The sequence below is a fragment of the Vibrio spartinae genome, assembly GCF_024347135.1.
In the GTDB taxonomy this organism is placed as follows: domain Bacteria; phylum Pseudomonadota; class Gammaproteobacteria; order Enterobacterales; family Vibrionaceae; genus Vibrio; species Vibrio spartinae.
Map to the genome: position 1 here is coordinate 1,914,025 of NZ_AP024907.1, position 25,283 is coordinate 1,939,307.

A 25,283-nucleotide genomic window follows, 5' to 3' on the forward strand; every position below is an offset into this window, starting at 1 on the left:
GATTGCATATCAGGATCAAAAAGAGACCACTGCAGAAAATCATGCGCAGTTTTTCTTTTCCAGCGCTGAACAATACTCTGATCTCTATGTAAGATTTATAAAAAGATCGCTTCAGGCGATACAAAAGAGTGAGGTTGTGCATGATTATCTAATCAATTCTGAGTCCAGTGATGATCAGGCGTCTCTTCTGGCTATGATTCAGCAACTTACACGGAGTTTTCCTGCGATTGAACAACTGGATATTCTGAATGGAAACGGAAGCTCATTGCTCCGTTTTGTGAAGACGGTTGCGCTAAATACTCAAATAGATTTTTTGCCGTCTGATCAAGAACCTATTTCCGCTGATGTTCGCCAATTACTGAAAGCTAAACCGAATGAGATTTGGTTTTCTCAGAGAATGCAGCAATCCGGTCTCATCAGGGCACAAAGAGTGATGTTTCAGGCTGGTTTGCCGATTTTCATGCAAGAGCGCTTGATTGGTGTACTTGTTGTCAACCTTGATATGACTGAGTTCCTAAAGCACCTCTTTTTTCAGCCGGGTGCTGATATTTACTTGTTAGATAAACACGGTCAGATTTTGTATGCGAACCGAACCCCAAACAATTTGAATGCTGATGATCATCATACGCCTTTGCCAACGACTTTGGCGATGTGGAAAGCATCAGGATTTTTTACCTTTGGTTTATCTCGTCTGCTCCCCAGCCATGAACCGTTGACTCTGGCATACAGAATGGGCGGAGATAAGTTTTATCGTGCAGACAAGAGCCTATTATTGATTGCGGTGATGGCGGTATCTGCTTTTTCAATACCGCTCGGAACTTTGGTTGTGTGGCACTCATTTCGCCGTAAGGTTATGTTAAATAATTTATCGATTGAAAATCAGGCCAGTCTCAATATCATCGACCAATATATTCCGGTTATTTTCACAGATAAACAGGCTCGAATTCTGCGCTGCAATGATGCTTTTTTAAAATTAACGGGTTATACAAAAAGCGAGTTACTCGGACAGTCTTACGGCATGCTCAGCGATCCTCATGTGATGAACCTAAAACCTTTTTCAATGTTTAGAACACTGTTACCCGGTAAACAGTGGCAAGGAGAGCTTCATAGCCAGACGCGAAGTGGGGATGAATTATGGTTGCATACATCGATTATACCGAGGTTTGATAAACGCCAGAATCTGACTGGATATATGGCTATTTTTACCGACAGGACGGACCGCAAGCAAGTCGAGCGAATGGCTGAAAGAGATCCATTGACCGGTATTTATAATCGAATGAAACTCGATGAATTAATGAGAAAATATCTCAATCAGTCAGAAAAATCAGGCCAGGAATTTGCCATCATTCTGATCGATATTGATTATTTCAAAGCCATCAATGATGAATATGGACATCTGGTTGGTGATAATACTTTGATTGAAGTCACTTACCTGCTGCAACAGTCTTTAAATAAGCCAAATGAGATTGGCCGTTGGGGGGGTGAGGAGTTTGTGGTGATTTGTCCTCAATCGGATTATTTAGAGGCGTTTCATATCGCCAATATACTTTGCAAGACCGTCTCTCAACATCGCTTCAGACAGACAGGTCAAGTGACCATTAGTTTAGGTGTCAGCTCATCGCTTGGAAAAAGCACGGTCGCAGAGTTACTCAATGAAGCGGATCAAGGACTGTATGAAGCTAAAGATCGTGGGCGTTGTCAGGTTGTCGGACATTTTAACAGTGAACAGCCGGCTGTAACCACGCAAGCAACAAAAGCGGCTAATATTGAATTGTGTTGATTTTAAATGTTAGGTTTTATTGATATTTTATATTGTAATCTAATGCACTATAACTAGTTGATTTGATACTATAAAATTATCCATACCACCAACAGAAAATGAATAATAGATCCAATCACCATAGAATCACTAACCCTGAAGGGAAACCCCACATTGAATCCGACGTTGACGGAGAAGATGTGATGCTATCTGTGCCGTGTCTACTACAACGTCTCTACAACGTGTTCTCATGTGAAATCCGGAAGAAAAATCAGCGGCTGTGAGCAATGATAAGGAAAGAAAGGAAAGACCAGATAATAGATTTCGAAAAACTTCGAAAAACATGGATACATACACAGGAACAGGCTCGAACATCTGGATAGCACACATAATTTAAGTGCGCATTATATATATTATGTTAAATAGGATAATTCAGGTAATTCAATCCGTTAAAGCTTTCTGTCCCCTAATTATAAGAAAAAAACCGCCTATGTTGGCGGGTTCTATTGTAGAGAAGTTAATCTATAATTGGATAAAATGGGATTTGATATTTTACAAGCTTAGAGAGACGATCTAGTTCAGTCATATTCACATGTTGCTGATTTAATATTTCTAGCCCTCTTTTATCTATTATATATTTACTCTTTAGGTTGATATATCGGTTAAGTTCATCTTTACCACCGATGGCTGCTAGTTTCACTAAAGTCTCTACATATTTACGCTCTTCTTTTCTATAACAAATATTCATTGCGTTCTTATATAACTCACCAATGACGATACGTTGAACCTGTTTTGTTTGGCTAAGGAGCCACTTATCTGTGATTTGGATTTTGCGTGATTTATATGTATTGCAAACCTCTATTCTCATATTTAAGCTTTCATACTGCTGCTGTAATTGAGATTCAAGACTTTCTTTGGTTTGAATAATATTAGCGCAGGCGGAACCTGAAAAAGAGAGCAGTAACAATATCTTAAATGGCATTGTAAATACATTTCCAAAATTCATAATCCTTCCCCATCTGATACATGGTTTCATTCAAAGCTATCTTTTCTAAAGTTTCTCTTTCCAGAGCTGGAATTCCAGCAAGGCCATCTCTAAGAGTATCCCAGTTATAATTGTAAAAATTCCAAGCCGTAGATACTGTACTGCCACTGATTGGCCCTCGTCCAACCAGTATTGCGAATACTGGTGTTACAGAGACAAGACTAGCTAAATATTTAGACATATTAACAGTGTCATTCATTTCTTTTATAGCATCAATAGTTCTTGTTGAAGGACGGTAATCACGAATAGTACAAAAATCATATTTCATTTTATAAACTTATTTCGCCAGTAATTATTTATGCTACCACGCATCAATAAATAGAATCTAATCATAATTTTTTCATGTCTTTGAAATCACTATACAATGAGATCTTCCCCTAGAAAAATGCCTACATTGATAGCAAAAAGCCCCAATATGGGGCTTTGTCATTTTTTCTTTTGGCGACGGACTTTGACGCTTTTCTTTCCTGCTGCACTGAGTTTCTTTCGCATCGTCGCAGCAAAAAGTTTATCGGTTTTCCACTTTCGCTTGGTTGCGTTCCCGCCTTTACGGCCAGCTTGCCGGACTGTGAGTGATTTTGTCATTGTCCTTGCTCCAGATGGGTAACCCGTTGATCTATTTTTTCCAACATAACCCCATGATTGCCCCCTTACTGAATCAGACGTTGGTTAGTTAATTAGGGCGGACACCCCAAGTTCGGCTTTATAAAACGAGGAAAATTGAAGTTTGGAAAGCTTGGATAACCTATATTGCGCCCCTTTGGGGGGATTAAACCGAGATGTTTCACCGCGGAGGTTCTCCCGCCCCCGGTGCCCGCGACATAAATGGTATGCTCTGCATCTAAAGATTGATTCGAGTTGACAGGGTTAGGAAACTGCAACGGCTGTGGCTTCTTCGCCATACTCCCCCCTGTCTTGTTTGGCCTGTTGAGCAATCAACTTTTTTGTTTTGACAATCTGCTTTCTGGTGCTGTACCCCAAAGCGACGACAGCAACCAGTAAGGTCGCTTCTTCAAAGTAGTTCCCGAGCATTTTCGTTGGTTAATATCAACACCGAGTTTGTCTTTTACGCTTCTTCAAAAATGTAATAGCATCGGAAAGCAACGCTCAAGGTGCTCTTGAATACCATTCTAAATACATTTTATATTTCCCAAATTCATAATGTTCCTCATTTAATTCATTCCATCATTAAAGATATCGTTTTTAAATGATTGGAGTAATTACTCGATAAGAAAAAATAGAGAATTCAATCTAAATCTATATCAATTATTCAATAAGATATGCGTTTTGAGCCTAAATATCAGGGCCTTGCCGACTATCTGTCAGTCGTGACTGAGAAAAATGAAATGATAAAAACATTCATTTTGATAGAAATGTTAATTAATTCGAGTGTGCTTAATCCTTAGTGAATTTGCACAAAGTGAATATTTTCATCTACACTTCATTAGTTAAAGTATAAACTCTATTTTGTTTTTTACATTTCTGTCAGTTAATGTCTGATAATATATGATGTAAATCAAGATAATGAAATAAAACCCCTTTCCACTTGAACTGAAACCCATGATTTTTGTTTCCTAATATTTTGAGAAGTTCATCTCATGTTGAAATTTTCAATAAATATTTTCAAATATGAAACAATCAATGTATCTCATTGATTTATATTAAAAATAACTGCTGAATGATTGTTCAGCAAATATTCAATTCAATATTTTAATCTTGATAGCCTCTCTGATTGTGTGGTAACTATTCCCACAGAAAATAAATATTTAATTAAATAATACTTTTTGACTTAAAAGTTTAATCTTTTTAATTTATAAAATAATACAACGAACCATCACAACAGAATGGTCGATATAAAACAAAATTTGAGGTATAGCGTCAAAAAACAGTAATATTACATATTTATCAATAAATGTTTTTTGAGCAATAATTATAACAACGTCAGGGCTAGGCACAGGAATTTTATTTCATCAGCAGTATAAATTGGTCACTAATATCATCTATATCAATAGGTGTAAGTCGTGTACTGTCTGTACAATAAGGTTTTTGAATATAACGAACTGGATAACCAGAACCCCCTCTTTCAATGGTCATATAGACAGGATATGACGTTTGGAATAGAAGGTTTCAGGATAAAGAAAGTTACCCGCCGCCCGATGAGTTGTCCGCTTCGAACGGTAATCACCAATTATCGTTCGCAAAATAGGCTTTATAGAGGTAACTATCGAATGATAATTCAACGTATTTTCGCCGTACTATATATGCTTGCCGGCATTGCAAAACTTTTCCCTCAGTTTGAAGATGTTGTTGCAGAACTCCAAATGGCTGCTGTCGCAAATCAGGGAGCTTGGTATGAAGGGATTTCTGTTTGGATTGGTACTCATGCTCAATTTTTCAATCTCCTCTCCGGTGCTATTCTTTTCATTTCAGGGCTGATTCTGCTCCTGAATCCACCTTGGACAAAATGGGTGATTTATGGCCAGCTCCTGATGATGGTCGTGTTTGTTACTATTTTGCACCGCTCCCAACCTCAGGTCATATGGCTGGATACCGTTTTTGCTTTAGCAGCACTGTACATGCTCCGCAACCAATACCGACGTAAAACAGCATTGCGCAGCTTCCCCACGCAAGACTTTTCTCAACTTCAATCAACCACAGCTCAAACAGACCAACCTCAAAATGGAGAAAACTATGATGTCGTCATTATTGGTGGCGGCATTGCTGGATTAACCGCAGCCAGCGAATTTGATCAGGAACGTGTCTTAGTCGTTGAGAAAACAGCATCTTTGGGGGGGAATGCCCGTCATGAGTCCTATCAAGGACTGAAACATCCCGTCGGTGGTGTCTGTTTTCAAGAACCACTCCCCGACTCTGAGATGATGTACATTCTGAAAAAAATCGGTATGGATAAAAGTTATCGCTCCAATGCTGAAGACATGTTGGTTTTCTTCGATACGATGTTACTGATGCGTTGTTTGGGAGAAGTGATTGTCGGCTTTCTCAAAAAACCGGCTTTTCTACTCAAACCTGAAGTATGGGGACTCACCTGCCAGCTCTTTATTAACGCCATCATTGGTAAACCGTATGTGAGTTCATCAAAGCAACTCGGTGACCCAACGTTTGCTGAACTTTATCGCTTTCTAGATCGCTTCGCTCCCGGTACCCGACTCTACCCTCAAGTGCCATGGACTGAAGAAAGTGGTTGGCCTCGGGAAGAGATGGAACTACTGGATAATATTTCTCTGTACACCTATCTGTTTGAACCCGAAAAAATTGCCCACTTCCCCCAACATCTGCGTCCGCCCGTTTCTCTTGGTAAATTAGTTGAAAATGCAATTCGGGTTGCACTCCGGGTTGAATGTTCTGATCTCAATGATGTCTCTGCTTATGCCGGTCTCTACTTCCTCATCGGTTATTTACGCGGCAACCTTATGGCACTGCCCGGAGGTAATGGCGGTTTAAGTGAAGGACTGTGTCGTTACCTGGATACAAAAGAAAATGTGACCATGGTTACCGATGCAACCTTGGCAAACATCAATCAGCTTTCTGATGACCATGCTGAATTACAACTGATGGTGGGTAACCAACCGATACAGGTCAATACGCGGCAAGTCATTTGGGCTGCACAAAAAAGCGCCATTGTTCCCCATGTTCCAACTTTGCCACAGTCTCAGATTGAAGCCATTCAGACGATTTGTTACGAAGATTATTATATGGCCAGTGTGCTGTTATCAAAACCGGTTCTGAGTCATGCGTTTGGCGGGTATATGATCGAACCTGAACACGCTTCAGTGAATGAACCGTACTACTGGTGTAAACCCGGTACTTGTCTTGTCGCGAATTGGATGGATCCTAACGGTAATAATGAAGTCGGAGTGCTCACACTACTCATGCCGACGACTCGTCCCGAGCGTAAAGGCCGTGACGCTCATGGAAAATTCAGATCGCTGCAAAAACAGACTAATTTCGAGATTTCCAAACTCCTGATGAATATCGGTATCAGTCCGAATGTCATTGAAGATATCAAAATTTGGCATTGGTCCGGCGGATTGGTGACTGCGATTAAAGGACACCATAGTCGTGGTGTTTTCACAACAGCCGGACAGCCATTTAAATGTATTCAATTTGCGAATCAGGACAGTGTCGGTATCGGGAATATTGAAGGCGCAATTCTCTCAGGTCTGAAAACATCCAAGGCAGTCAAACAGCAGCTCAAAGCTACGTTGTCCCCTCAGCCGGATGCCGTCTCTCAACCTCAAACTGAAGATTCTTTAGCAGGAGCAACACTATGACGGATTCACAGATCGTCGTCGGGATCTCCGGTGATCAGCAACTTGCTCATCAACATTTAGGCGGTAAAGGTTATTCACTGAACCATTTGGTTCATGCAGGCCTGCCCGTTCCGGTCGCTTTTTGTGTCACCGCAGATGCTTATCAGCAATTTATTCGGGAAACACTGCCCGCTCCACTCCTGGCATCCGGAGAGCTCGAGCAAGTGCGGGAAACGATTCTCAATGCTGATATCCCTGACCCCATTAAACAGGCAATTCAGCAAGCCTATCAAGATTTAGGTGACAATCCGCGGATTGCTGTACGCTCATCCGCACTGGATGAAGATGGACAATCTCAGTCATTTGCAGGTCAGTACGAAACTTATCTGCATGTCCAAGGCATTCAAGATGTTTTGCAGAAGGTTCGTTCCTGTTGGGCATCGCTATGGGCGGATCGAGCGGCACTTTATCGTCAAGGACATGCTGCCGAGAGTGCTATCGCAGTCGTTTTACAAGAGATGGTCGATGCCGATGCGGCCGGTGTGATGTTCACTTGTGATCCGCTGTCCGGCAACCAGGATCAGGTTGTCATCGATAGCTGCTGGGGACTTGGTGAAGGGGTCGTTTCCGGTCAGGTCACGACCGATACCTTTACGCTCGACAAACAGACTGGCAGCGTCATTGCTCAGGAGATCCGTCACAAACCTCACTATTGTCAGTGTGATGAAAAAGGACAAGTCACGATTCTGCCAACCCCAGAAGCATTGCGAGAAAAATCCAGCCTGACACCAGAACATTTGAGCGAACTGAACGACCTTGCGCGTCAGGCCCGGTTAATTTACGGCACGGATTTAGATATTGAGTGGGCAGTGAAAGATAACAAAGTCTGGCTGCTACAGGCTCGTCCGGTCACAACCGAGGCAAAAGAAGCGACTATTCTCTACGCCAATCCTTGGGAATCCAAGCAATCCGTAAAAGATGGTGCCCTGTTTTCCCGGATGGATACCGGTGAAATTGTAACCGGCTTGATGACCCCGCTAGGTCTGTCTTTTTGTGAATACTATCAAAAACATATCCACGGGCCATCGATTCAGAAAATGGGAATGGCGGATATCTCAGACTGGACGATCTACATGGGCTACATTCAGGGACAAGTCTATCTGAATATATCCGGTTCAGCCCATATGCTCAGACAGTGCCCGCCGACTCGTGATGAGATGAAATTTACCACCCGTTATGCAACGGACGATATCGATTTCACTCACTATAAAAATCCTTATGGTCCCGGTGTCCAAGGTTGGGATTATGTCAAAAGTGCCTGGTACTGGCTCAAGCAGCAGGTTCATAATGTCCGTCATGCACCCAAAATCGTTGAACGCATGATTGCCCTGCGTCAACAAGAAACACAACGTTTTCTGGCAATGGATTTCAGCAAAATGACGCTGGCCGATCTGAACCGTGAGTTAGAACGTGCCGATCAATACTTTCTGGAAAGCTGTGCCGCTTATATGCCTTTCTTCCTGCAATCTTTTGCGCTGTATGATGCATTAACGGAAACCTGTGAAGCGTATTTGGGCGACAAAGGCAATAGCCTGCAAAATCGCATTAAAGCGTCGATGAATAATCTACGGACAATCGAAGTTACTCTCGGTATCTTCAAACTGGTTGATACCATCAATCAGCAACCTCAGTTGAAGCAGCTTTTTGAAAATCATGAAGCGAAGGAACTGGTCGAACGCCTGCCGAAGGATCCTGAAGGTCAAGCCTTCTGGAACGGACCATTTGAAGATTTTCTGTTTGAATTCGGCTCCCGGGGAAGACAGGAGTTTGAATTAAGTATTCCACGCTGGCGTGATGACCCCAGTTACTTATTACAAGTGATGAAGATGTATCTCCAGCATCCGGTTGATTTACAGAAGAAATTGCAAGAGACAGAAAGCCTTCGCAATCAGGACAGTGAACAATTATTGAGTGGACTGCCCTTTATGGGACGATTCAAGCTGAAAATGCTGATGAAACTTTATGGTGTCATGGCTGAACGCAGAGAAGCCACTCGTCCAACGTTTATTACTGAAACATGGTTCTACCGCCGGATTATGTTGGAAGTATTGGGACGGCTGGAAGCGCAGAACATCGTGCGTCGCGAGGATTTGCCTTATCTCGATTTTCAGCGGTTTCGTGACTATGTGGCCGGTCGGATTTCTACCGATGAAGCGTTTGATCCCGAGTTACTCAATCAAAACCGCCATCAGCATTTATTGAATCTTCATGCAGATGAGCCACCGATGGCAATTATTGGTGGCTATACGCCGCAACTCAAAGTTTCAGGCACTGACGATCATCCCGATCAGTTAAAAGGCTTAGCCGCAAGTCCGGGTCAAATCGTAGCGAAGGCTCGGGTCATTACCGACTTGCAAAGCCAAGCCGGAGAATTGCAGCCCGGTGAAATTCTGGTTGCAAAATTTACGGATGCCAGTTGGACCCCGCTGTTTGCTTTGGCCGGTGGTATTGTCACGGATATCGGCTCAGCCCTCTCTCATAGCTGTATTGTTGCGCGTGAGTTTGGGATTCCGGCAGTCGTGAATCTGAAAACGGCAACTCAACAAATTCAGAGTGGCGATACGCTGATTATCGACGGCGATAACGGGCATATCAGGATTCAGCGTCAGGAATTATAGGCAGAACCAATCACCCATATCGGTGGCAGAAGCCCTGCCACCGTCAACAACATGATGACAAATAAACATCGAATCATCAGAGATGATTCGGCGGGGGTTGCTACGTTTTTTAATCGGGCAACGGCTGTATTTCATCATATAGCTCGCCCCATTTGAGCAAGTACACATGCGAGTTGGATGACTCCCATGATTTCAGCGAAACAAGGAACCGATCCATGATAGGACAAGCAACAAACGCTTCCGGCGCCTTATATGAGCAGTTTTGGCAAGCAAGTCACGAAGATCAGTCTCAAATAAAACTGGATACAATTACTGTCGGTGTCATTGTTGTAACGCAAGATCCCGCCTTTTTTCAGACGGGTCTGAGTGTATTGAATGATATCCGGGATTATTCATTTAATCAGGTCCATATTCAGTCAGACCTGCCTTTGCAACTCCTCGATTTATCTTATGATGAGCTCTATCTTGAGACGCGAGGCAAAGCCATTCATTTTCTGAAAGAGCAGAAAAAAGCCATCAACATTCAGGTCATCCAGTGCAGCAGTCTCGCAGAAGCCACCGGTAAGATTGTTTATTCCCATGCGTTGGAAGAACAATCGGCATTTCAGGTGGGAATGCTGTTTTACGATCAAGCCTCTTTAGGGCAAAGCGATGATCAGATCGAGAAAATCGATCGCGATCTGGATGCCTTTTATTGCGCGATGCAAAAAACGGGGATTCCTGCGTTTTATACCACGTTTTCTACGGTGACATTTATTCGTAGTCTGCGCTCTCCTTGCCGTTATTTACCGCAACAATACCGAGAAATTGTTCGTTCTCAAGATCCTCAGGTTTTCCAAACAGAACTCCTCTGTCTGTGGATGGATTTTTTTGAAATGAACTACGCCAACCGACGGGTCAAGCCTGAAGGTGCCGCGGTGCTACATAATACATTGGCCGATCAACTGATCCGGTTCTTTGAGGATGTGACGCCAGATCGGTGGCTATTCTCTTATTACACCGGTTCCATTGTCTCCAATCTCATTGGCTATCTGGATAAACATGCACAAGCACATGGTGCTTTAACACTACGCGGTCCGAATGAACATGCAATCGCCTGCGGTGCGATCGCAAACTGGCAGCTTTATCGAATGCCATTTCTCGGTGTCGTCACGTCCGGCATGATGGATGAGTTCAAAGGCACCTTAGCTAACTTGCGTGAAACCGCAGCGAAAGGGATTTTGGTGGTTGCAGAAAACCGTAATAACCAATGGTACAGTTTCCAAGGGACGCTAACGCCGACAGAAGACATGCGGGAAGTCCTGCAAGCCCGACGGATTCCATATGTCTATATTCACGATGTAAGTCAAATGACTGAAGGACTGACTGAAGTCTTCCGGTTGTATCATCTCAATCAAGGGCCTGTCGTGATTCTCGCCACACAGAATGTGCTGGAATCGAGCCTCCCCTTGGAGCATGTGATCAGTGATGTCTCGTCTCTACCGATTCAACCTTCGGATAGCTCATTTATATCAAGCGAAGCATTCGAACAGGCGATGCAACTCATCAACGACGGTCCGGAAAAACTCATTTGGCAGCTAGGACCAGTGACCGATGATGAATATGCCCTGATCCATGAAATCGCTGACGAGGCCGGTATTGCGCTGGTTGATTCATTAGCACACCCCGGTACGGCACCGAAATATTATCAGGGGAAATTGAACCCTCACTATCTCGGTACATTGGCAATTTACGGTTATAGCCCACGCGTCTATAACTTCATGCATACCAAAGATAAGATCAATCCACTCCACGCGCAGAGCCTGTTCATGATCAAAAGCCGCGTGGCTCAGATCACCACGCCCTTCTCCGATGGCCGGTTAGAAAATAAGGTTCATCTTGTTCAATTAACCCATGATGAACATCATTTGTCGCCTTATGCCAATATCCATCTCCATATGGACTGTTTCGCATTCCTCAAGGCGGTAAAAGCCAACCTCAATGTCAGTGATAACCTACGGGAAAAACGTCAGGCGCTGATTCGTACTTATCTGGACTCACCTTCAGATGTCGTCAGTCGTTTACCGACGCTGCCGATGTCACCGAACTACTTCTTCTCGCAACTCAATCGGGTGATTGAAGATTTAATTGCAACTCAGTCATATGACTATACCGGCATTTATGATGTGGGCCGATGCGGGATTTCTGCGGTCAGAAATGTTGCCAGAACCCGGCGCGGTTTTTCAGGCTGGTATGGTCGGGCCTTAATGGGGGATGCTTTGATGGCAACCACCTATCTGGCACACACCAGTCCGACACATGTCATTGCATTCATCGGTGACGGTGCAAAAGGGATTGTGCCTGATATGTTGCCGGCATTTATCGACAACATTCTCACGCATCCGGATTCGCTGAATAAAAGCATTACGGTGTTCTATTTATGCAACGGTGGATTATCCGTCATCAATACCTACCAGGAACGGATTCTCTTTAACCGGACCTCTCGGCAAATGCGTTTGATGAACCTCGATCAACCGGCGTTCGAACAGAGCATCAATGACTTTCAGATCAAAAATCAGACACTGACCCATTTTGATGAAACCGTCATCCGTGATGCGCTGACGAGTCCGAAGCGACTCAACTTATTTTCCGTGGTTCTCGGTCATAACAATGAAGGGGATGGCATTTCACTGGCAACCGCCAAAGGCTGGCAGCGCGACCCCTGTGATAAAGAAACCTTACAACAACGTACAGCGGCCGCCAGCCCATCAGAGACTGCCAGCCAATCATTCGACCACATTCAAGCAAAGGAAGTCACATCATGAAGTTCGGGTTCATTGCTCATCCAACATCTGTTGGTTTAAAACGTTATGTCAAAATGCTGGATCTGCTTCAGCGTAGTTCGAATGAACTCCACAGTGGTTACAGCCGAGAGTTATGGCATAAAGAAAATCTCGTGCCATTTATGAACTTTGCCCGGATCACATCCGCAACCGGGGCAACATGTGAAGGGATTATTCGTTATATGCCGTTGGTTGCTGACGAAATGTTGGCTGAACCGCGTGTCATCGCACAACGGGTAATTCAGGGCATAGAAGAGCTAGTTGACGAGGGGGCTGAGCTGGTCGGTCTGGGCGGATTTACTTCGATTGTCGGACGACGCGGAGAAGCCACCGCTGAAAAATCACCGGTACCGGTGACATCAGGGAATTCACTGACAACATACGCGGGTTACCGTGCACTACGCCAGATTACAGAATGGCTGGATATCGATCCAGAAAAAGAACCGATTGCCATTGTCGGTTATCCCGGCTCGATCTGTCTGGCTTTGAGTCGGCTCTTGTTGGCAGAAGGTTATTCACTTTACCTACTGCATCGTGCCAGCCATAAAGATCAGGCTGAATTGCTCAGTCATTTGCCGGAACAGTATCACCACCGTGTCACGTTAACCGGAGACCCGGAGACGCTCTACCAGTCATGCCGTTTATTTGCGGGAGCAACCTCTTCCGGTGGCATTATCGAAACCGCTCGTCTTCAACCCGGTTCAATCTTTATTGATATCGCACTCCCCCGGGATGTCGATACCGAAGTACGCCCTCAGCGAGAAGATATTCTGATCATCGACGGCGGCTGTGTCACAGCGACCGATGCCGTCAAACTCGGTGGCGAGTCATTGAACGTAACCATCAAGCAACAGTTAAATGGCTGTATGGCCGAAACCATCGTTTTGGCTTTAGAGGGCCGGCGTGAAAAATTCTCGTTAGGTCGCTATCTGCCACCGGAAAAAGTGCTTGAGATCGGCGAAATTGCAGAAAGACACGGCTTCTATGCCTACCCGCTCGCCTCTTTCGGAGAGCGACTCGAGCGCCAACAGGTCACAAACCTCAAACGCTATTATCACCATGATATTTACGAGAACAGCACTGCGACCTCCTCGTCTGCTCAGTTAGCTTTCATTGATGGGCTGCTCAGTCAGGATGCCGAACGTGAAGACACACTGGATCGTTACCGTCAGTATGTGAATCCAATGATGGTTGATTTTCTTCGTCTACAGCATTGCGACAATGTGTTCCAACGTGCATCCGGGACAACATTATGGACGGCAGACGGCACCGCCTTTCTGGATATGGTTGCGGGATATGGTTGTCTGAGTCTCGGTCACAACCCTCAGCCCGTGGTGAACGCATTGAAAGATTACCTCGATGCACAAGGGCCCAACTTCATTCAATATATTTCGATCCCGGAACAGACCGCAAAACTCGCGGAGCTGCTGTGTTACCTCTCCCCGGGAAACATGGGCCGGGTCTTTTTCAGTAACTCAGGCACTGAAGCTGTCGAAGCGGCAATCAAAATTGCGAAAGCATCGACGGGCAAACCGGGAATTGCGTATATCAACAACAGTTATCACGGTAAAACACTCGGTGCGCTCTCACTCACCGGTCGCGATAAACACCGTCGTTATTTCCAGCCACTGTTAGAAAACATGGTGGAAGTCCCCTTCGCAGATCCAGAAGCATTAGAAGCCGCAATCCGACGTGATGATGTCGGGGCGCTGATCCTTGAACCTATTCAGGGAGAAGGCGGTGTGCATCTCTTCCCCGAAGGTTATCTGCAACGCGCTCAGCAACTATGCCGGGAAACCGGAACACTGCTCATGATGGACGAAGTTCAGACCGGGCTCGCTCGCACCGGAAAACTGTTCGCTTGTGAGTGGGACAACCTAGAGCCGGATGTCATGATCCTATCGAAATCTCTTTCCGGAGGTTTGGTTCCGATTGGTGCAACCTTGTGCCGTGCTGATATCTGGCAACAAGCCTATGGTACGGCGGATCGTTTTCTGGTTCATAGTTCAACATTCGGTGGCGGTAACGTTGCCTCTGTGGTTGCCCTGAGTGCGTTGCGAGAATTAATTGCCCAAGATTTGCCGGCACGCTCAGCTCGCTCTGGTCAATATCTCAAGCAAGCCTTGGAAGAGATAGCCGCGCAATATCCGTTTATCAAGGAAATTCGCGGGCGTGGACTCATGCTGGGGATTCAGTTCGAGCAATCTTTTGCCGGAGCGGTTGCGGCATCGGCTCGTGAATTTGCGACACGCCTGCCTGGTGACTGGCACACCACATGGAAGTTCTTACCGGATCCGGTCCGTGAACACCTCCAAATTGCCATGACGCGTATGGAGCAATCACTGGGTGAAATGTTCTGTATGAAGTTTGTCACCAAATTATGTCTGGATCACAACATTCTGACATTTATCACCGCTAACAGCTCAACCGTGATTCGTATTCAACCACCGTTGATTATTGAACAGGAAGAGATGGAACGGTTTGTGGCTGCGTTTGCTGATGTCTGTGAAGAACTTTCGACATTTATGGACTGAGCACTGAATTCATTCACGGAATTCAATCGCTGAAATTAAAACTGAGCACCTATAAAGGAATTTTTCATGACACTAACAAAACAAGACGCTGTTAATCAAATGATGGGCTTTTTTCAGGCGAAAACACTGACTGCGGCATTAGATTTAAAATTATTTGACCATTTACACAACGAAGATTTAAGCGCTCAGGCGATTGCCGACCAACTCAATAGTCCGCTTCGCTCCGTCGAGCAAATGCTGATCGCACTTCGCGCGATGGGATATTTGGAAAAACAGGGCGAGAACTACCACTTGCCACAGGAGCATGCCTCCTTTTTGGTTAGTAGTGAGCCGATGTGGCTGGGATGGTTAGGCCGTCATATCGATACATTCCTGTACCCATTATGGGGTGAGCTGAAAACCGCAGTCGCCAGTGATACCAATCAACGTCAGACCGTATTCGGGGATAACCGAAGCTGGTTCGATATTCTTTATCAAAACCCAGATGATGTGACTGATTTTCAGGAGTTTCTGGGGAAATTTGCAGCCCCGTTCATTGAAGGGTTTATTCAAGATTACGATTTCACTCAGCATGATTCGTTCCTCGATATCGGGAGTGGTATCGGTACATTGCCAATTGCCGTTGCCGGGACCAATTCCGATATCCATCTGACAATTTGCGAGCTGCCGCAAGCGTGTGCATTTCTGCGTGATCGATTAGCCGTTCAAGGCTATGGCGACAGAATCAATGTCATCGAAGGTGATGTAATTTCGGGAAATCTATCGTTACAGGATCACGATTTGATTCATTTGGGCTGGATGTTACATGACTATGCGCCGGAAATTCAGATAACTATCTTGAAGAACATCTATGAAGCGATGCCAGCCGGCGGACGCTTTATGGCATCAGAAACACCATTGAATGATGAAAAATCCGGCCCTGAGTTTACCGCCCTGCTCTCACTCAACATGCTGGTTTCAACAGATGGTGGCATTGAAAGTAGTACCGAGGAATATCTGGCACGCTTCCGGGCTGTCGGATTTGAAAATGTTCGGATTATCGAACTATCCGGTCCCCGGACACTCATCTGCGGTGATAAACCTCAATCGACCAATCTGTAAGGAGCTCATGATGTTAACGAACCAATTAATCCAGCATATCGCCCAACAGTTTCTTGACGGAGACACTGACGGTTTAGAGCGCGATACGCCATTATTTGAGCTGAATATTGTTGATTCCGCAGCAATTTTCGATCTAGTCGATTTTTTAAAGAATGAGGCGCAGGTTGAGATCAAAATGCAGGATATTTATCCGGAAAACTTTGCATCTGTTGCCGCGATGGTTTCGCTGGTTGAACGGCTGAAAGGGAATCAAACTGAAGGAGAACAAGTATGACAGAACATAACCAAGCAGCATCTGATGCGCTACAGCAATTCATTCTGCAAACATTTTCCGAAATCACCGAGTACCCGGTCGATGCATTATCAATGAGCAGCCACCTGGAAAATGATTTAGGCATTGATTCAATTGCATTGGCGGATATTGCCACCACACTGACCAAGCAACTGCAACTTGCAGCACCACTGGCGACAGATAAGATCGACACAATTGCGGATATCATGTCCGCGATTCAATCTACGGCTTATCAGTTACCGAGCGCTACGTCCGCGGTTGCCCCCACGGCGAAAAATCATTGGTTGGACGACATGATTTGTCAGGTCTTTGCTAACAATAGCGGCTACCCTGCTGAATCTCTCAATATGAATGCTCAGATTGAAAATGATTTAGGGATTGACTCGATCAATGTGCTCTCGGTCCAGAGTGAATTGCTGACCATGCTGGGACTCGATCCGAAACTGACCTTACCAAAAGCCGATACACTGGCAGCGATGAAAGCTGCGCTTATCAGCCAGCTCCCGCAGGACGGTGAAGGCTATCAACCACCCGTGATCGCCAAAACGGAAGCTGCGGCACCGAGTGACGAAGATCCATATGCGCACCTTGCGATGTCTTCAGAGGCCGATCGTAAACAAGTGGGTGACCCGAGAACCATGCGCGATTTCGTCGGGATTCAACATCCGGATCTGTTTCATAAAGCACGTGAGTTCCGTAAATTTTATCATGAGAAACGGGATAACCAGCTTTACTGGTATGGGATGCCACTTGAGACACCTTGTAAGAACCGCGCGGTAATCTTTGATGAAACCACAGGGAAAAGTCGTGAATTTCTAATGTTTGGCTCAAACAGCTACCTTGGGCTATCCAGTCATCCGGAAGTCATTCAAGCAATTCAGGATGCAGCGGGTTTATACGGTGCGACGAATACCGGTTGTCGGATTATTGCGGGCAGTAACATGCTGCACTTAGAACTGGAACGCAAGCTGGCAAAATTGAAAGGACGGGACGACTGTATCGTTTATCCATCCGGTTACTCGGCCAACCTCGGTTGTATTTCTGCCCTGACCAGTAAACATGATCTGGTGTTTACCGACGCGATTAACCACATGAGTATTCAAGATGGTTGTAAACTGGCTGGCGCACAACGCAAGATTTACGATCACTCACTGACCAGTTTAGAAAAATCGTTGGCGAAGTATGCCGATCATCCGGGCGGAAAACTGATTGTGACCGACGGGGTGTTCAGTATGCACGGCGATATCGTCGATCTGCCGCGTCTGGTCAAACTAGCGGAACGTTATGGCGCTAAAGTTTTGGTTGATGATGCCCATTCAACCGGCGTGTTAGGGAAAACCGGTTCCGGTACTTCCGAACATTTCAATATGAAAGGTCAGGTCGATCTCGAACTGGGAACAATGAGCAAATCACTTTCAGGATTGGGAGGATATGTTTGTGCCGATGCTGACGTAGTCGAATATTTACGCTTCTATTCCAATTCCTATGTCTTTGCCGCCACAATCCCGGCCCATGTCGCTGCGGGGGTTATCGCTTCAATTGACATCATGCTCCGTGAACCAGAACGTCTCACTCGTCTGTGGGATAACATTTACTATTTCCGGACACGTCTGCTCAATGCCGGATTTGATCTGGAAAACTCTGATTCAGCGATTATTCCGGTCGTGGTCGGTGATGATGCGAAGACTTTACTGTTTGGCCGTGCGGTCAGAAAACGCGGCATGTATTGCCAGACCGTGGTCTTCCCCGGCGTCAGTGTCGGTGATGCCCGGCTGCGGATCAGTGTCACCAGTGAGCATACTCGTCAGGATCTCGATGAAGCCTATCAAATCTTAGTGGATTCAGCACTTGAGGTGGGCGTCCCTGTGGCAGATACGGCCCGAGTACGGGAAAAAGTTGCCATCGCGGAGGCATAATATGGCGATACCAACGATTTTAAACCGTTTGTTATCACATATTCGTCATACACCGGATCGTTCAGCGCTGCGTTGTGGAACGCAGCACTGGCGTTATGCACAACTGGGTCAACGGGTGCTGCAAATTGCTGCAGCACTACAGCAGATGGATCTATCTCATCAGGGGATTTTGCTTCATCTGCCCAAAAGCCCGGATACGGTTGCAGCGATTTATGCGGTATGGCTGACAGACAATCACTATATTCCGGTTGATTTCAGCCAACCGGAATCGAGAATTCAGCGGATTATCGACATTGCCCGGCCAGTGCTCATCATCGATCAGGATTGGCTGGACTCACTCGATCATCAACCGGTGCCGATAGCAGCCATTGAGGATTTTCAGACCTTCAATCATTCGCTTGCGGCGGTGTTATACACCTCAGGCTCAACCGGTCAACCCAAAGGCGTTCAGCTCACCCATACGATGCTCGACTTTTTCATCGAATGGGCGATTGCTGATATGACGTTACAAGCCGAAGATATATTGGCCAATCATGCCAGCTTTGCTTTTGATCTGAGTACGTTTGATCTGTTTGCTGCGGCTTCCGTCGGTGCTTGCGTCTGGATTATCCGAGAGTCCGAACAGAAGAATTGTCCGGCCTTGATTGAGGGGATTGCACAACACCAAGTCACGGTGTGGTACAGCGTTCCTTCGATTCTGGCGATGATGGAAAAAAGCGGTCTCCTCAATCAAGATGTGACAGCGTCACTAAGACGCGTTGTTTTTGCTGGTGAAGCCTACCCGATAGCGGCATTTCGTCAACTGCTTGAACATCTCCCCCGTCACTGTCGGATCAGCAATTGGTATGGCCCGACAGAGACCAATGTGTGTACCGCTTACACCATTGATCGTGACCGTTTATCTCAGCTGAGTCATATCCCGATTGGGTATCCGCTCGCTGGTCTTCAGGGTGATATTGAAGATGATACCGGTCAGCGTCATCAGCTCCCGGACTGCATCGGTGTGAGTGGTGAGTTATTGATTTCAGGCCCTTGTGTCACACCGGGCTATCTCAATGCCCCCGAATCGCGACAAACCGCGCGCCATGCCAAACAGTGCCATGCAACCGGCGATCGCGTGGAGATGACCCGAGATGGTCTCATCTATCGTGGTCGAATCGACGATATGGTCAAGATCAACGGTTATCGGGTTGAGCTGGGAGAAATCGAGTCGGCTTTATACCAACACCCTGCGATTCAACAGGTGGCCTTGTTTGTCGAACTCGGTGAGCTGAGCCAACAGTTGGTCATGGTGGCCGTTCTGAAAGCAGCGGATGCCAAATTGAGTCTGCTTGCTATCAAGCAGTTTCTTCGGGAGAAACTCCCCGCTTATATGTTGCCGCAAAAACTGGTGATAACGGAGCAATTACCGATGAATCCCAATGGCAAAGTAGACCGCAGACGTTTAGCGGAGGTCACGCCACGATGAGTTCAGATCAATCAAACAACCGACTGGCGATAGTCAGTATTGGGTGCGTTTTCCCCGGTCAACGCCATCTGCATCACCTGTCAGAGCCACAAGCATGGCAACAACTGGTGCAACAGCATTATGGTTCGCCATGGCAACATTTAGAAACCGAGCTGGACGCTAAAGCCCCGCTCTCTATCGGCCAAGTCAATGATGAGGACTTTGATTTCAGAAAGTTCGCGATTCCCCCGCTGTTTCGTAAGGCGGTCAGTAAAGAAACCCGGCTGGCATTGCTCGCCGCGGATGACGTGTTCAAACAGATTTCGCTCCCGGAATCCCTACGGGATCACTGCGATCAATTCTGTGCGGTACATCTGGGGAGCGACGCTGCCTATCGTAATGCTGCGAAAGTTCAGGCATTACGTCTACTTGGCGATCAATTGACAGAACAAGGCAATACACCGCAAGAAACAGAACAACAGATTGATGCATATAAACAGCAACTCGCACAAAGTTGGGGCGCCTCTTCTCATGACCGTATCGGTGAAATGGCTTCCAGTATCCCAGCCCGGATTGCTCATTTTGCCCAGACCCGCGGAAAATGTCAGACCATCGACGGTGCTGATCTGGGGGGATTACGGCTGTTGCAATTGGCACAAGATAGTTTTCGCTATCAAGACAGCCAGGTTGCTCTTCTGACATCGATTCAATGTTTTCACTATGCAGAGCAAGCCAACCTGTTACTGGAACAAGGGGTTTGCGCAAATCAGACTTGGCTGGAAGGGGCGATTAGTCTGCTGGTTTGCCCAGTTAATGTTGCTCAGGAGAACCAATGGCCGGTTCTTGCTGAATTAGGCGATATCGATACGCTGCCATCAACGGAGATAACCCCAGATCATCGTGACTATTTTGCCGGTGCCAATCAGGTGTTCTGCCAGTTACTCGAAATGCTACGCGAGCAGAAACAGCACTGTAGCGGTCATTCATTCACCGGCCCCAGATGGCGAATCGGTCCGACCCCCGTGAATAAAGACGTTCTTCATCCACAGGCACCGATCCGGCTTTTGGATTACTGTCCGCTGACAGCACTCGGCCATGACAAGTCGCTGTTCTGGCAAACCTTGGCCCAAGGGGGCGATACCATTCAGCCATTATCTGCCGGGCAACTGCATCAGGTGGCGTTATTTCGTCCTAACCCCCAAAAACTCAGTACCTATATTCGTCAAGCGATGTGCTTTCCCAGCCACAAGATTCAGGACGTGACTGCCGAGAAACCGATGATGCCGGCCAAGCAACATCGGTTGGATGTTACCCAGCAATACTTGCTCAATGGCAGCACTCGTTTATCGCTGCCATCACCCGATCCCCATCGTCGAACAGCGATTATTGTCGCAACTAATTTATCGCTGACCCCCGATCGGACTCGTACTGTGCGTCATTTATGGGATCAATTACCTCAGACGATCACACTCCCTCGCCCTCAGCCACAACCGCAAAACCGTTGGAACTGGTATGGTGCCAGTGGTATCGGCTCAGCGATGTTGCTCGCGCAGCAGTTAGGGATTAAGGCGGACTGTTATGCAGTTGAGGCCGCATGTGCCAGCTCGATGGCCGCACTGCATGATGCGGTGAGAGCATTGCAGTCCGGGCGTTACGATCAAGTGATCGTCGCAGGTATTGAAATGGCAACAACGGAACGCGATTTAGTGTTGTGTAGTGCCCAGATGATGCTCTCAACATCTCGGATTCGTCCGTTTGCCGATAAAAATGATGGCTTTACTCCCGGTGATGGCGGTGGTGTATTTATTCTCTCCCGTCAACCCGATGATTCGGAAGCGCTCGCAACGATTCATGCGATTTCCGGCTCATGTGACAGCCGCTCAATGACCGCACCGGATCCGGAAGGACAATCTCTCGCGATAGAAAAAACACTGGCACTGACTGACGTCGCACCGGAGCAGATTCAATACATTGAGGCTCACGGAACGGGTACCGCTCTGGGGGATATCTCAGAAATCAGTGCAATTCGACAGCATTATCAGCGCGAAAACAACTCACCAGATGCCACACAACAGCACGCACCGTTATTCATTGGCTCGGTGAAATACAATTTCGGTCACTGCTTTGCCGGTGCCGCCGCCCTGAGTGTGTGTAAAGTGCTCAGTGCATTTGAACATGAACAGATTCCACCGACACCGATCCGCGATCAAATCAATCCTCAGTTAATGCTGACGGATCTTCCGGCTGACATTCCTCAGCAGACCATCCCTTGGCCTTACCCTTATGCGGGAGGACGTATCGCGGCCATCAACTCATTCGGTACGGGCGGTATCAATTACCATCTGATCATCGAACAAGCCGGTGGTGCAACGGATAACGGATAACGGATAACGGATATTGAAAACCATAGATGAAAAAGGACAAAAAAGATGAAAACAATTGTGCATAAAATTCGCCTCAAAGATATCGCCCTGTACCACGAGTTTCGCGACTGGGTTGTTCATACTGACTATCTGGCTTGTCAGCAGCTTGATTCTGTTCTGGCATTTGAGGTGATTGATGTCACCCAGTCCGCTGATGCGCAATTCCACTTGATTGAGATCATTCGTGTCAGCGATCTGGAAGCATTCGACCGTGATATGCAAACCCCGGTATTCCAAAGTCTGGTGGCACGTTTCGAGCAAATGGCCGACGTCATTGAAGAAATTTCCGGAGAAAGAATCGGTAATGGTTACCAACAGTAAAGACTATACACGCATGACCAGTCAGTATTCAGCGGGCACTGATGTGCCTCGCTTGATGATTGCACAAGCGTGTTTCGATGAACATACAACGGTCGCTGACAGGCTCTCGCAGGTCAGGCAGCAGGCGCGTTGGCAAACCAAACGATGGCTGAATCAGGTATGGCAGACCACTGATGCGTCGTTAAGCCATCTGGCTGAAAGCTCAGTTGCACAGAAAACTAAGTGCTTTGAATTTAATATCATATATACTCAGCAAGGTCAGCCATTCGGCTTTCATCCGGACTTCGGTGTTCGCGGTGTGTCAGTCAGTCACAGTGGTATTTGGTATGCGATTGCCACCGCATCGCAACCGTCATTGGGGGTTGATCTCCAGTGCTACCGACCTTTTGGCACCTCAGCCCGGCAATGGGCTTTCACAACCGAAGAATGTACACAGTCCATGACGTTACTTTGTGCGACTTGGGCGGTACGAGAAGCCTTTTTAAAGAGTCATGGTGTCGGGCTGCCACATTTATTACGAACCATCGACATCGACTGGCAGCAGCAGCGGGTATCGGATCCTGCCGCAAACCTGAGTGAACGCATGTTCTGGCTGGTTTATGGCTTATATTGGGTTTGTGCGATCTGTTATTGCCCTGAAAGTGAGCCCCCAGTATTGGAAACATTATCTACCGCTGTACCATTGACCGTTTCATCCGCCAGGAGCACATCATTATGTTGACGACATCGTTTGAACAAAACTTGGCCGGTGCGATTGAAATTGCTCGTTCAGCCCCCTCTTCTCATAATTGCCAACCTTGGGCCGTTCACTATTCACCCTTATCTCGCACTGGCTATCTGGCCATTGATCGGCATCGGGCTTTGAAAGGTCTGCCGTCATTAGAAAACGAAATGTTGATGAGCTGTGGGATTTTCTTTCAGCATATTGAGACATTAATGCGCAATGCCGGCACCCCGCTGCAATGGACATGGTTTGATGAGTCTCATACCACACCGACACTGCCTCAAAAGCAAGATGGTCTCATCTGCTTCTGTCCGGGAGAGAAGCAAGCTGCAAATCCAGATGCGTATCATGATCTGGCAAAGCAGATCCACCATCGTCATACCAACCGCATGCCCTACGAAACGACAAAGCTCTCCGCATTACAACAATTTCGGCTTCAGGAAATGTTCGCGGATTCCCCAGTCCGATTAAACATATGGCAAGATCAAACAAGTTGTAAACAGGTTGCTGATTTAGTGTATCAATATGCAGCACTGGATTTTGCCGACAAAGCGGCTTGGCAGGAAACCTATAGTTTTATTCGTTTTGATAAAAATAAACCAGTTGAGGATGGGTTCTACCTTCATCATCTATTTGGCAAGATCCCTGCTTATGTAGAGTGGTTATTCCGGGTTGCTTTTCATCCGAAACTAAACCTATTCACGCGCTTCTTGCGGTTACCCCAGTTTATGGCTCACGAGTTCTCGAAACTGACCGGACAAGGACCGCAATATCTGGCTTTGAGCCTTCCCGATCCCAATCCGCACAATTTGTTTATCACGGGTATGAAGCTGGCTCGAGTGTGGCTGTTACTTGAGCAATGGGGTTGGGGGATTCACCCGCTCAGTGTGCTCGTTCAACACGATTTACCCAAAGCAACGCTGGCAAATACGTTGGGAATGACCCATCTGCCAATATTTTTTGCCCGGTTTGGGCAGGTCAAAATTGCAGCCGATGTTTCGCCACGACGTCATTTAGACAGTATTTTAACGATCGATTAATTTTTAACGTTCGATTAATTTTTTAACGATCGATTAAGCCCTCAGCGACAAGAGGGAAAATATAAATTGTCCTCGCAAGAAGGAGTTATTATGGAAATTTGGATCACGTTAATTGTCATTATGTTGGTTTTATCCGGACTGTCTTATCGTGCCACTCAAAAAGCACAAGATACCCGTCCTATGTTTATCTGGGGATTTAATAGTATGGCCCCTGTTGCCCTCGCCTATTGTTATTGGGGAACGGGTGATTTTGGACATAAAGCATTAATGATTGTATTTGTCGGCATTTATTTGCTGCGGATGAACATTGTATTAACACGTTGGTATGTGAATACTGCTGCCGCGAAACTCGGTGGCGTCATCCCCGAGCAACAACAACCCATATTGGCGGTGATGATGGTCAATATTTTCGGTTGGCTCTACTGCTTACCGTTTTACTGGGCGGCAGATCAGCAAGGACCATTCGGCGCCATGCAATGGCTGGCTATTGTTGTCTATATTATTGGCACTATTTACCACTTCGGCAGCGATTATCAAAAACGCCGTTTCAAACAGAACCCGAACAATCGCGGCCGGCTGTTAAACACTGGTTTTTGGGGCACATCCCGCCATCCCAATTACTTTGGTGATTTCCTGATTTTTGTCAGTTTCGGTCTGCTCGCTAATCATTGGATCGGGCTCATTGCCCCACTCACGAATATCGGGCAATATTATGGTGATGCGATTCCGAAAAGTGAAAAAATGTCTGGTGAACGCTATGGCGAGCAATGGGAAAATTATAAACGCAAAGTGAAATGTTTTATTCCGTTTGTCGTGTAATGTGATGCCACAGAAAAAACACCCCGTCCGATTTTGGGCGGGGTATTTTTTTTCGGCAAAGCAAATCAATGACCGATTTGATTGAAGCGGC

At 46.3% G+C, this 25,283-nt stretch carries 18 protein-coding genes; 14 read left to right on the forward strand and 4 right to left on the reverse strand.

Annotated elements, in window-relative coordinates; genetic code table 11:
• The first annotated feature begins 136 nt into the window (after positions 1-136).
• Positions 137-1,780: a sensor domain-containing diguanylate cyclase gene (locus tag OCU60_RS08480; RefSeq protein WP_159439448.1), complete on the forward strand. Its 1,644-nt coding sequence runs from the start codon at positions 137-139 to the stop codon at positions 1,778-1,780.
• Between the two features lie 496 nt (positions 1,781-2,276).
• Here the strand turns inward: OCU60_RS08480 and OCU60_RS08485 are convergent, their stop codons facing one another.
• The 4 genes from OCU60_RS08485 to OCU60_RS08500 all read right to left on the reverse strand — a co-directional run bounded on the left by OCU60_RS08485 (position 2,277) and on the right by OCU60_RS08500 (position 3,836).
• Complete coding sequence (locus OCU60_RS08485; RefSeq protein ID WP_139302097.1) at positions 2,277-2,765, reverse strand: hypothetical protein; 489 nt, start codon at positions 2,763-2,765, stop codon at positions 2,277-2,279.
• Positions 2,731-3,072 carry a hypothetical protein gene (locus tag OCU60_RS08490; RefSeq protein ID WP_074372459.1) on the reverse strand — a complete coding sequence of 114 codons (342 nt, stop codon included), beginning with the start codon at positions 3,070-3,072 and terminating at the stop codon, positions 2,731-2,733. The genes OCU60_RS08485 and OCU60_RS08490 overlap by 35 nt, the downstream gene beginning before the upstream one ends.
• Positions 3,073-3,230: 158 nt before the next feature.
• Entirely contained in the window at positions 3,231-3,389 is a 159-nt protein-coding gene (locus tag OCU60_RS08495; RefSeq protein WP_159439449.1) for a hypothetical protein, read from the reverse strand.
• Positions 3,390-3,671: 282 nt separating this feature from the next.
• Positions 3,672-3,836: a hypothetical protein gene (locus tag OCU60_RS08500; RefSeq protein ID WP_159439450.1), complete on the reverse strand. Its 165-nt coding sequence runs from the start codon at positions 3,834-3,836 to the stop codon at positions 3,672-3,674.
• A 1,196-nt stretch (positions 3,837-5,032) separates the two neighbouring features.
• On the opposite strand from OCU60_RS08500, the gene OCU60_RS08505 reads away from it, so the two are divergent.
• From OCU60_RS08505 to OCU60_RS08565, 13 genes are all read left to right on the forward strand, one after another.
• Entirely contained in the window at positions 5,033-7,096 is a 2,064-nt protein-coding gene (locus OCU60_RS08505) for a DUF6041 domain-containing protein (protein ID WP_074372460.1), read from the forward strand.
• Complete coding sequence (locus OCU60_RS08510; protein WP_074372461.1) at positions 7,093-9,753, forward strand: PEP/pyruvate-binding domain-containing protein; 2,661 nt, start codon at positions 7,093-7,095, stop codon at positions 9,751-9,753. Before OCU60_RS08505 ends, OCU60_RS08510 begins: the two co-directional genes overlap by 4 nt.
• 215 nt (positions 9,754-9,968) lie before the next feature.
• Positions 9,969-12,557 (forward strand): biosynthesis protein PigD, encoded by a 2,589-nt coding sequence (locus tag OCU60_RS08515; protein ID WP_074372462.1) that lies wholly within the window; start codon positions 9,969-9,971, stop codon positions 12,555-12,557.
• A complete protein-coding gene (locus tag OCU60_RS08520; RefSeq protein ID WP_074372463.1) occupies positions 12,554-15,109 on the forward strand; it encodes an aminotransferase class III-fold pyridoxal phosphate-dependent enzyme in 2,556 nt (851 codons plus the stop codon). Before OCU60_RS08515 ends, OCU60_RS08520 begins: the two co-directional genes overlap by 4 nt.
• Before the next feature lie 66 nt (positions 15,110-15,175).
• Positions 15,176-16,210: a methyltransferase gene (locus OCU60_RS08525; RefSeq protein ID WP_074372464.1), complete on the forward strand. Its 1,035-nt coding sequence runs from the start codon at positions 15,176-15,178 to the stop codon at positions 16,208-16,210.
• A gap of 7 nt (positions 16,211-16,217) precedes the next feature.
• Positions 16,218-16,484 carry an acyl carrier protein gene (locus OCU60_RS08530; protein WP_205410477.1) on the forward strand — a complete coding sequence of 89 codons (267 nt, stop codon included), beginning with the start codon at positions 16,218-16,220 and terminating at the stop codon, positions 16,482-16,484.
• Positions 16,481-18,418 carry an aminotransferase class I/II-fold pyridoxal phosphate-dependent enzyme gene (locus tag OCU60_RS08535; protein ID WP_074372466.1) on the forward strand — a complete coding sequence of 646 codons (1,938 nt, stop codon included), beginning with the start codon at positions 16,481-16,483 and terminating at the stop codon, positions 18,416-18,418. The genes OCU60_RS08530 and OCU60_RS08535 overlap by 4 nt, the downstream gene beginning before the upstream one ends.
• Before the next feature lies 1 nt (position 18,419).
• Positions 18,420-19,886, forward strand: a complete 1,467-nt coding sequence (locus OCU60_RS08540) for a D-alanine--poly(phosphoribitol) ligase (protein ID WP_074372467.1) — start codon at positions 18,420-18,422, stop codon at positions 19,884-19,886.
• A complete protein-coding gene (locus OCU60_RS08545; protein WP_074372468.1) occupies positions 19,883-22,249 on the forward strand; it encodes a beta-ketoacyl [acyl carrier protein] synthase domain-containing protein in 2,367 nt (788 codons plus the stop codon). The genes OCU60_RS08540 and OCU60_RS08545 overlap by 4 nt, the downstream gene beginning before the upstream one ends.
• 45 nt (positions 22,250-22,294) lie before the next feature.
• A complete protein-coding gene (locus OCU60_RS08550; RefSeq protein ID WP_074372469.1) occupies positions 22,295-22,609 on the forward strand; it encodes a RedY in 315 nt (104 codons plus the stop codon).
• Positions 22,593-23,330 (forward strand): 4'-phosphopantetheinyl transferase family protein, encoded by a 738-nt coding sequence (locus OCU60_RS08555; RefSeq protein ID WP_074372470.1) that lies wholly within the window; start codon positions 22,593-22,595, stop codon positions 23,328-23,330. Before OCU60_RS08550 ends, OCU60_RS08555 begins: the two co-directional genes overlap by 17 nt.
• Positions 23,324-24,373 carry a hypothetical protein gene (locus tag OCU60_RS08560; RefSeq protein ID WP_083602607.1) on the forward strand — a complete coding sequence of 350 codons (1,050 nt, stop codon included), beginning with the start codon at positions 23,324-23,326 and terminating at the stop codon, positions 24,371-24,373. The genes OCU60_RS08555 and OCU60_RS08560 overlap by 7 nt, the downstream gene beginning before the upstream one ends.
• Before the next feature lie 90 nt (positions 24,374-24,463).
• Entirely contained in the window at positions 24,464-25,192 is a 729-nt protein-coding gene (locus tag OCU60_RS08565; RefSeq protein WP_074372471.1) for a DUF1295 domain-containing protein, read from the forward strand.
• Positions 25,193-25,283: the final 91 nt, after the last annotated feature.

Excerpts from the sequence above, each read along its gene's own strand:
- OCU60_RS08485 (WP_139302097.1), bottom strand. The coding sequence starts at position 2,765 with ATGAATTTTGGAAATGTATTTACAATGCCATTTAAGATATTGTTACTG.
- OCU60_RS08490 (WP_074372459.1), bottom strand. The coding sequence starts at position 3,072 with ATGAAATATGATTTTTGTACTATTCGTGATTACCGTCCTTCAACAAGA.
- OCU60_RS08495 (WP_159439449.1), bottom strand. The coding sequence starts at position 3,389 with ATGACAAAATCACTCACAGTCCGGCAAGCTGGCCGTAAAGGCGGGAAC.
- OCU60_RS08500 (WP_159439450.1), bottom strand. The coding sequence starts at position 3,836 with ATGCTCGGGAACTACTTTGAAGAAGCGACCTTACTGGTTGCTGTCGTC.
- OCU60_RS08505 (WP_074372460.1), top strand. The coding sequence starts at position 5,033 with ATGATAATTCAACGTATTTTCGCCGTACTATATATGCTTGCCGGCATT.
- OCU60_RS08510 (WP_074372461.1), top strand. The coding sequence starts at position 7,093 with ATGACGGATTCACAGATCGTCGTCGGGATCTCCGGTGATCAGCAACTT.
- OCU60_RS08515 (WP_074372462.1), top strand. The coding sequence starts at position 9,969 with ATGATAGGACAAGCAACAAACGCTTCCGGCGCCTTATATGAGCAGTTT.
- OCU60_RS08520 (WP_074372463.1), top strand. The coding sequence starts at position 12,554 with ATGAAGTTCGGGTTCATTGCTCATCCAACATCTGTTGGTTTAAAACGT.
- OCU60_RS08525 (WP_074372464.1), top strand. The coding sequence starts at position 15,176 with ATGACACTAACAAAACAAGACGCTGTTAATCAAATGATGGGCTTTTTT.
- OCU60_RS08530 (WP_205410477.1), top strand. The coding sequence starts at position 16,218 with ATGATGTTAACGAACCAATTAATCCAGCATATCGCCCAACAGTTTCTT.
- OCU60_RS08535 (WP_074372466.1), top strand. The coding sequence starts at position 16,481 with ATGACAGAACATAACCAAGCAGCATCTGATGCGCTACAGCAATTCATT.
- OCU60_RS08540 (WP_074372467.1), top strand. The coding sequence starts at position 18,420 with ATGGCGATACCAACGATTTTAAACCGTTTGTTATCACATATTCGTCAT.
- OCU60_RS08545 (WP_074372468.1), top strand. The coding sequence starts at position 19,883 with ATGAGTTCAGATCAATCAAACAACCGACTGGCGATAGTCAGTATTGGG.
- OCU60_RS08550 (WP_074372469.1), top strand. The coding sequence starts at position 22,295 with ATGAAAACAATTGTGCATAAAATTCGCCTCAAAGATATCGCCCTGTAC.
- OCU60_RS08555 (WP_074372470.1), top strand. The coding sequence starts at position 22,593 with ATGGTTACCAACAGTAAAGACTATACACGCATGACCAGTCAGTATTCA.
- OCU60_RS08560 (WP_083602607.1), top strand. The coding sequence starts at position 23,324 with ATGTTGACGACATCGTTTGAACAAAACTTGGCCGGTGCGATTGAAATT.
- OCU60_RS08565 (WP_074372471.1), top strand. The coding sequence starts at position 24,464 with ATGGAAATTTGGATCACGTTAATTGTCATTATGTTGGTTTTATCCGGA.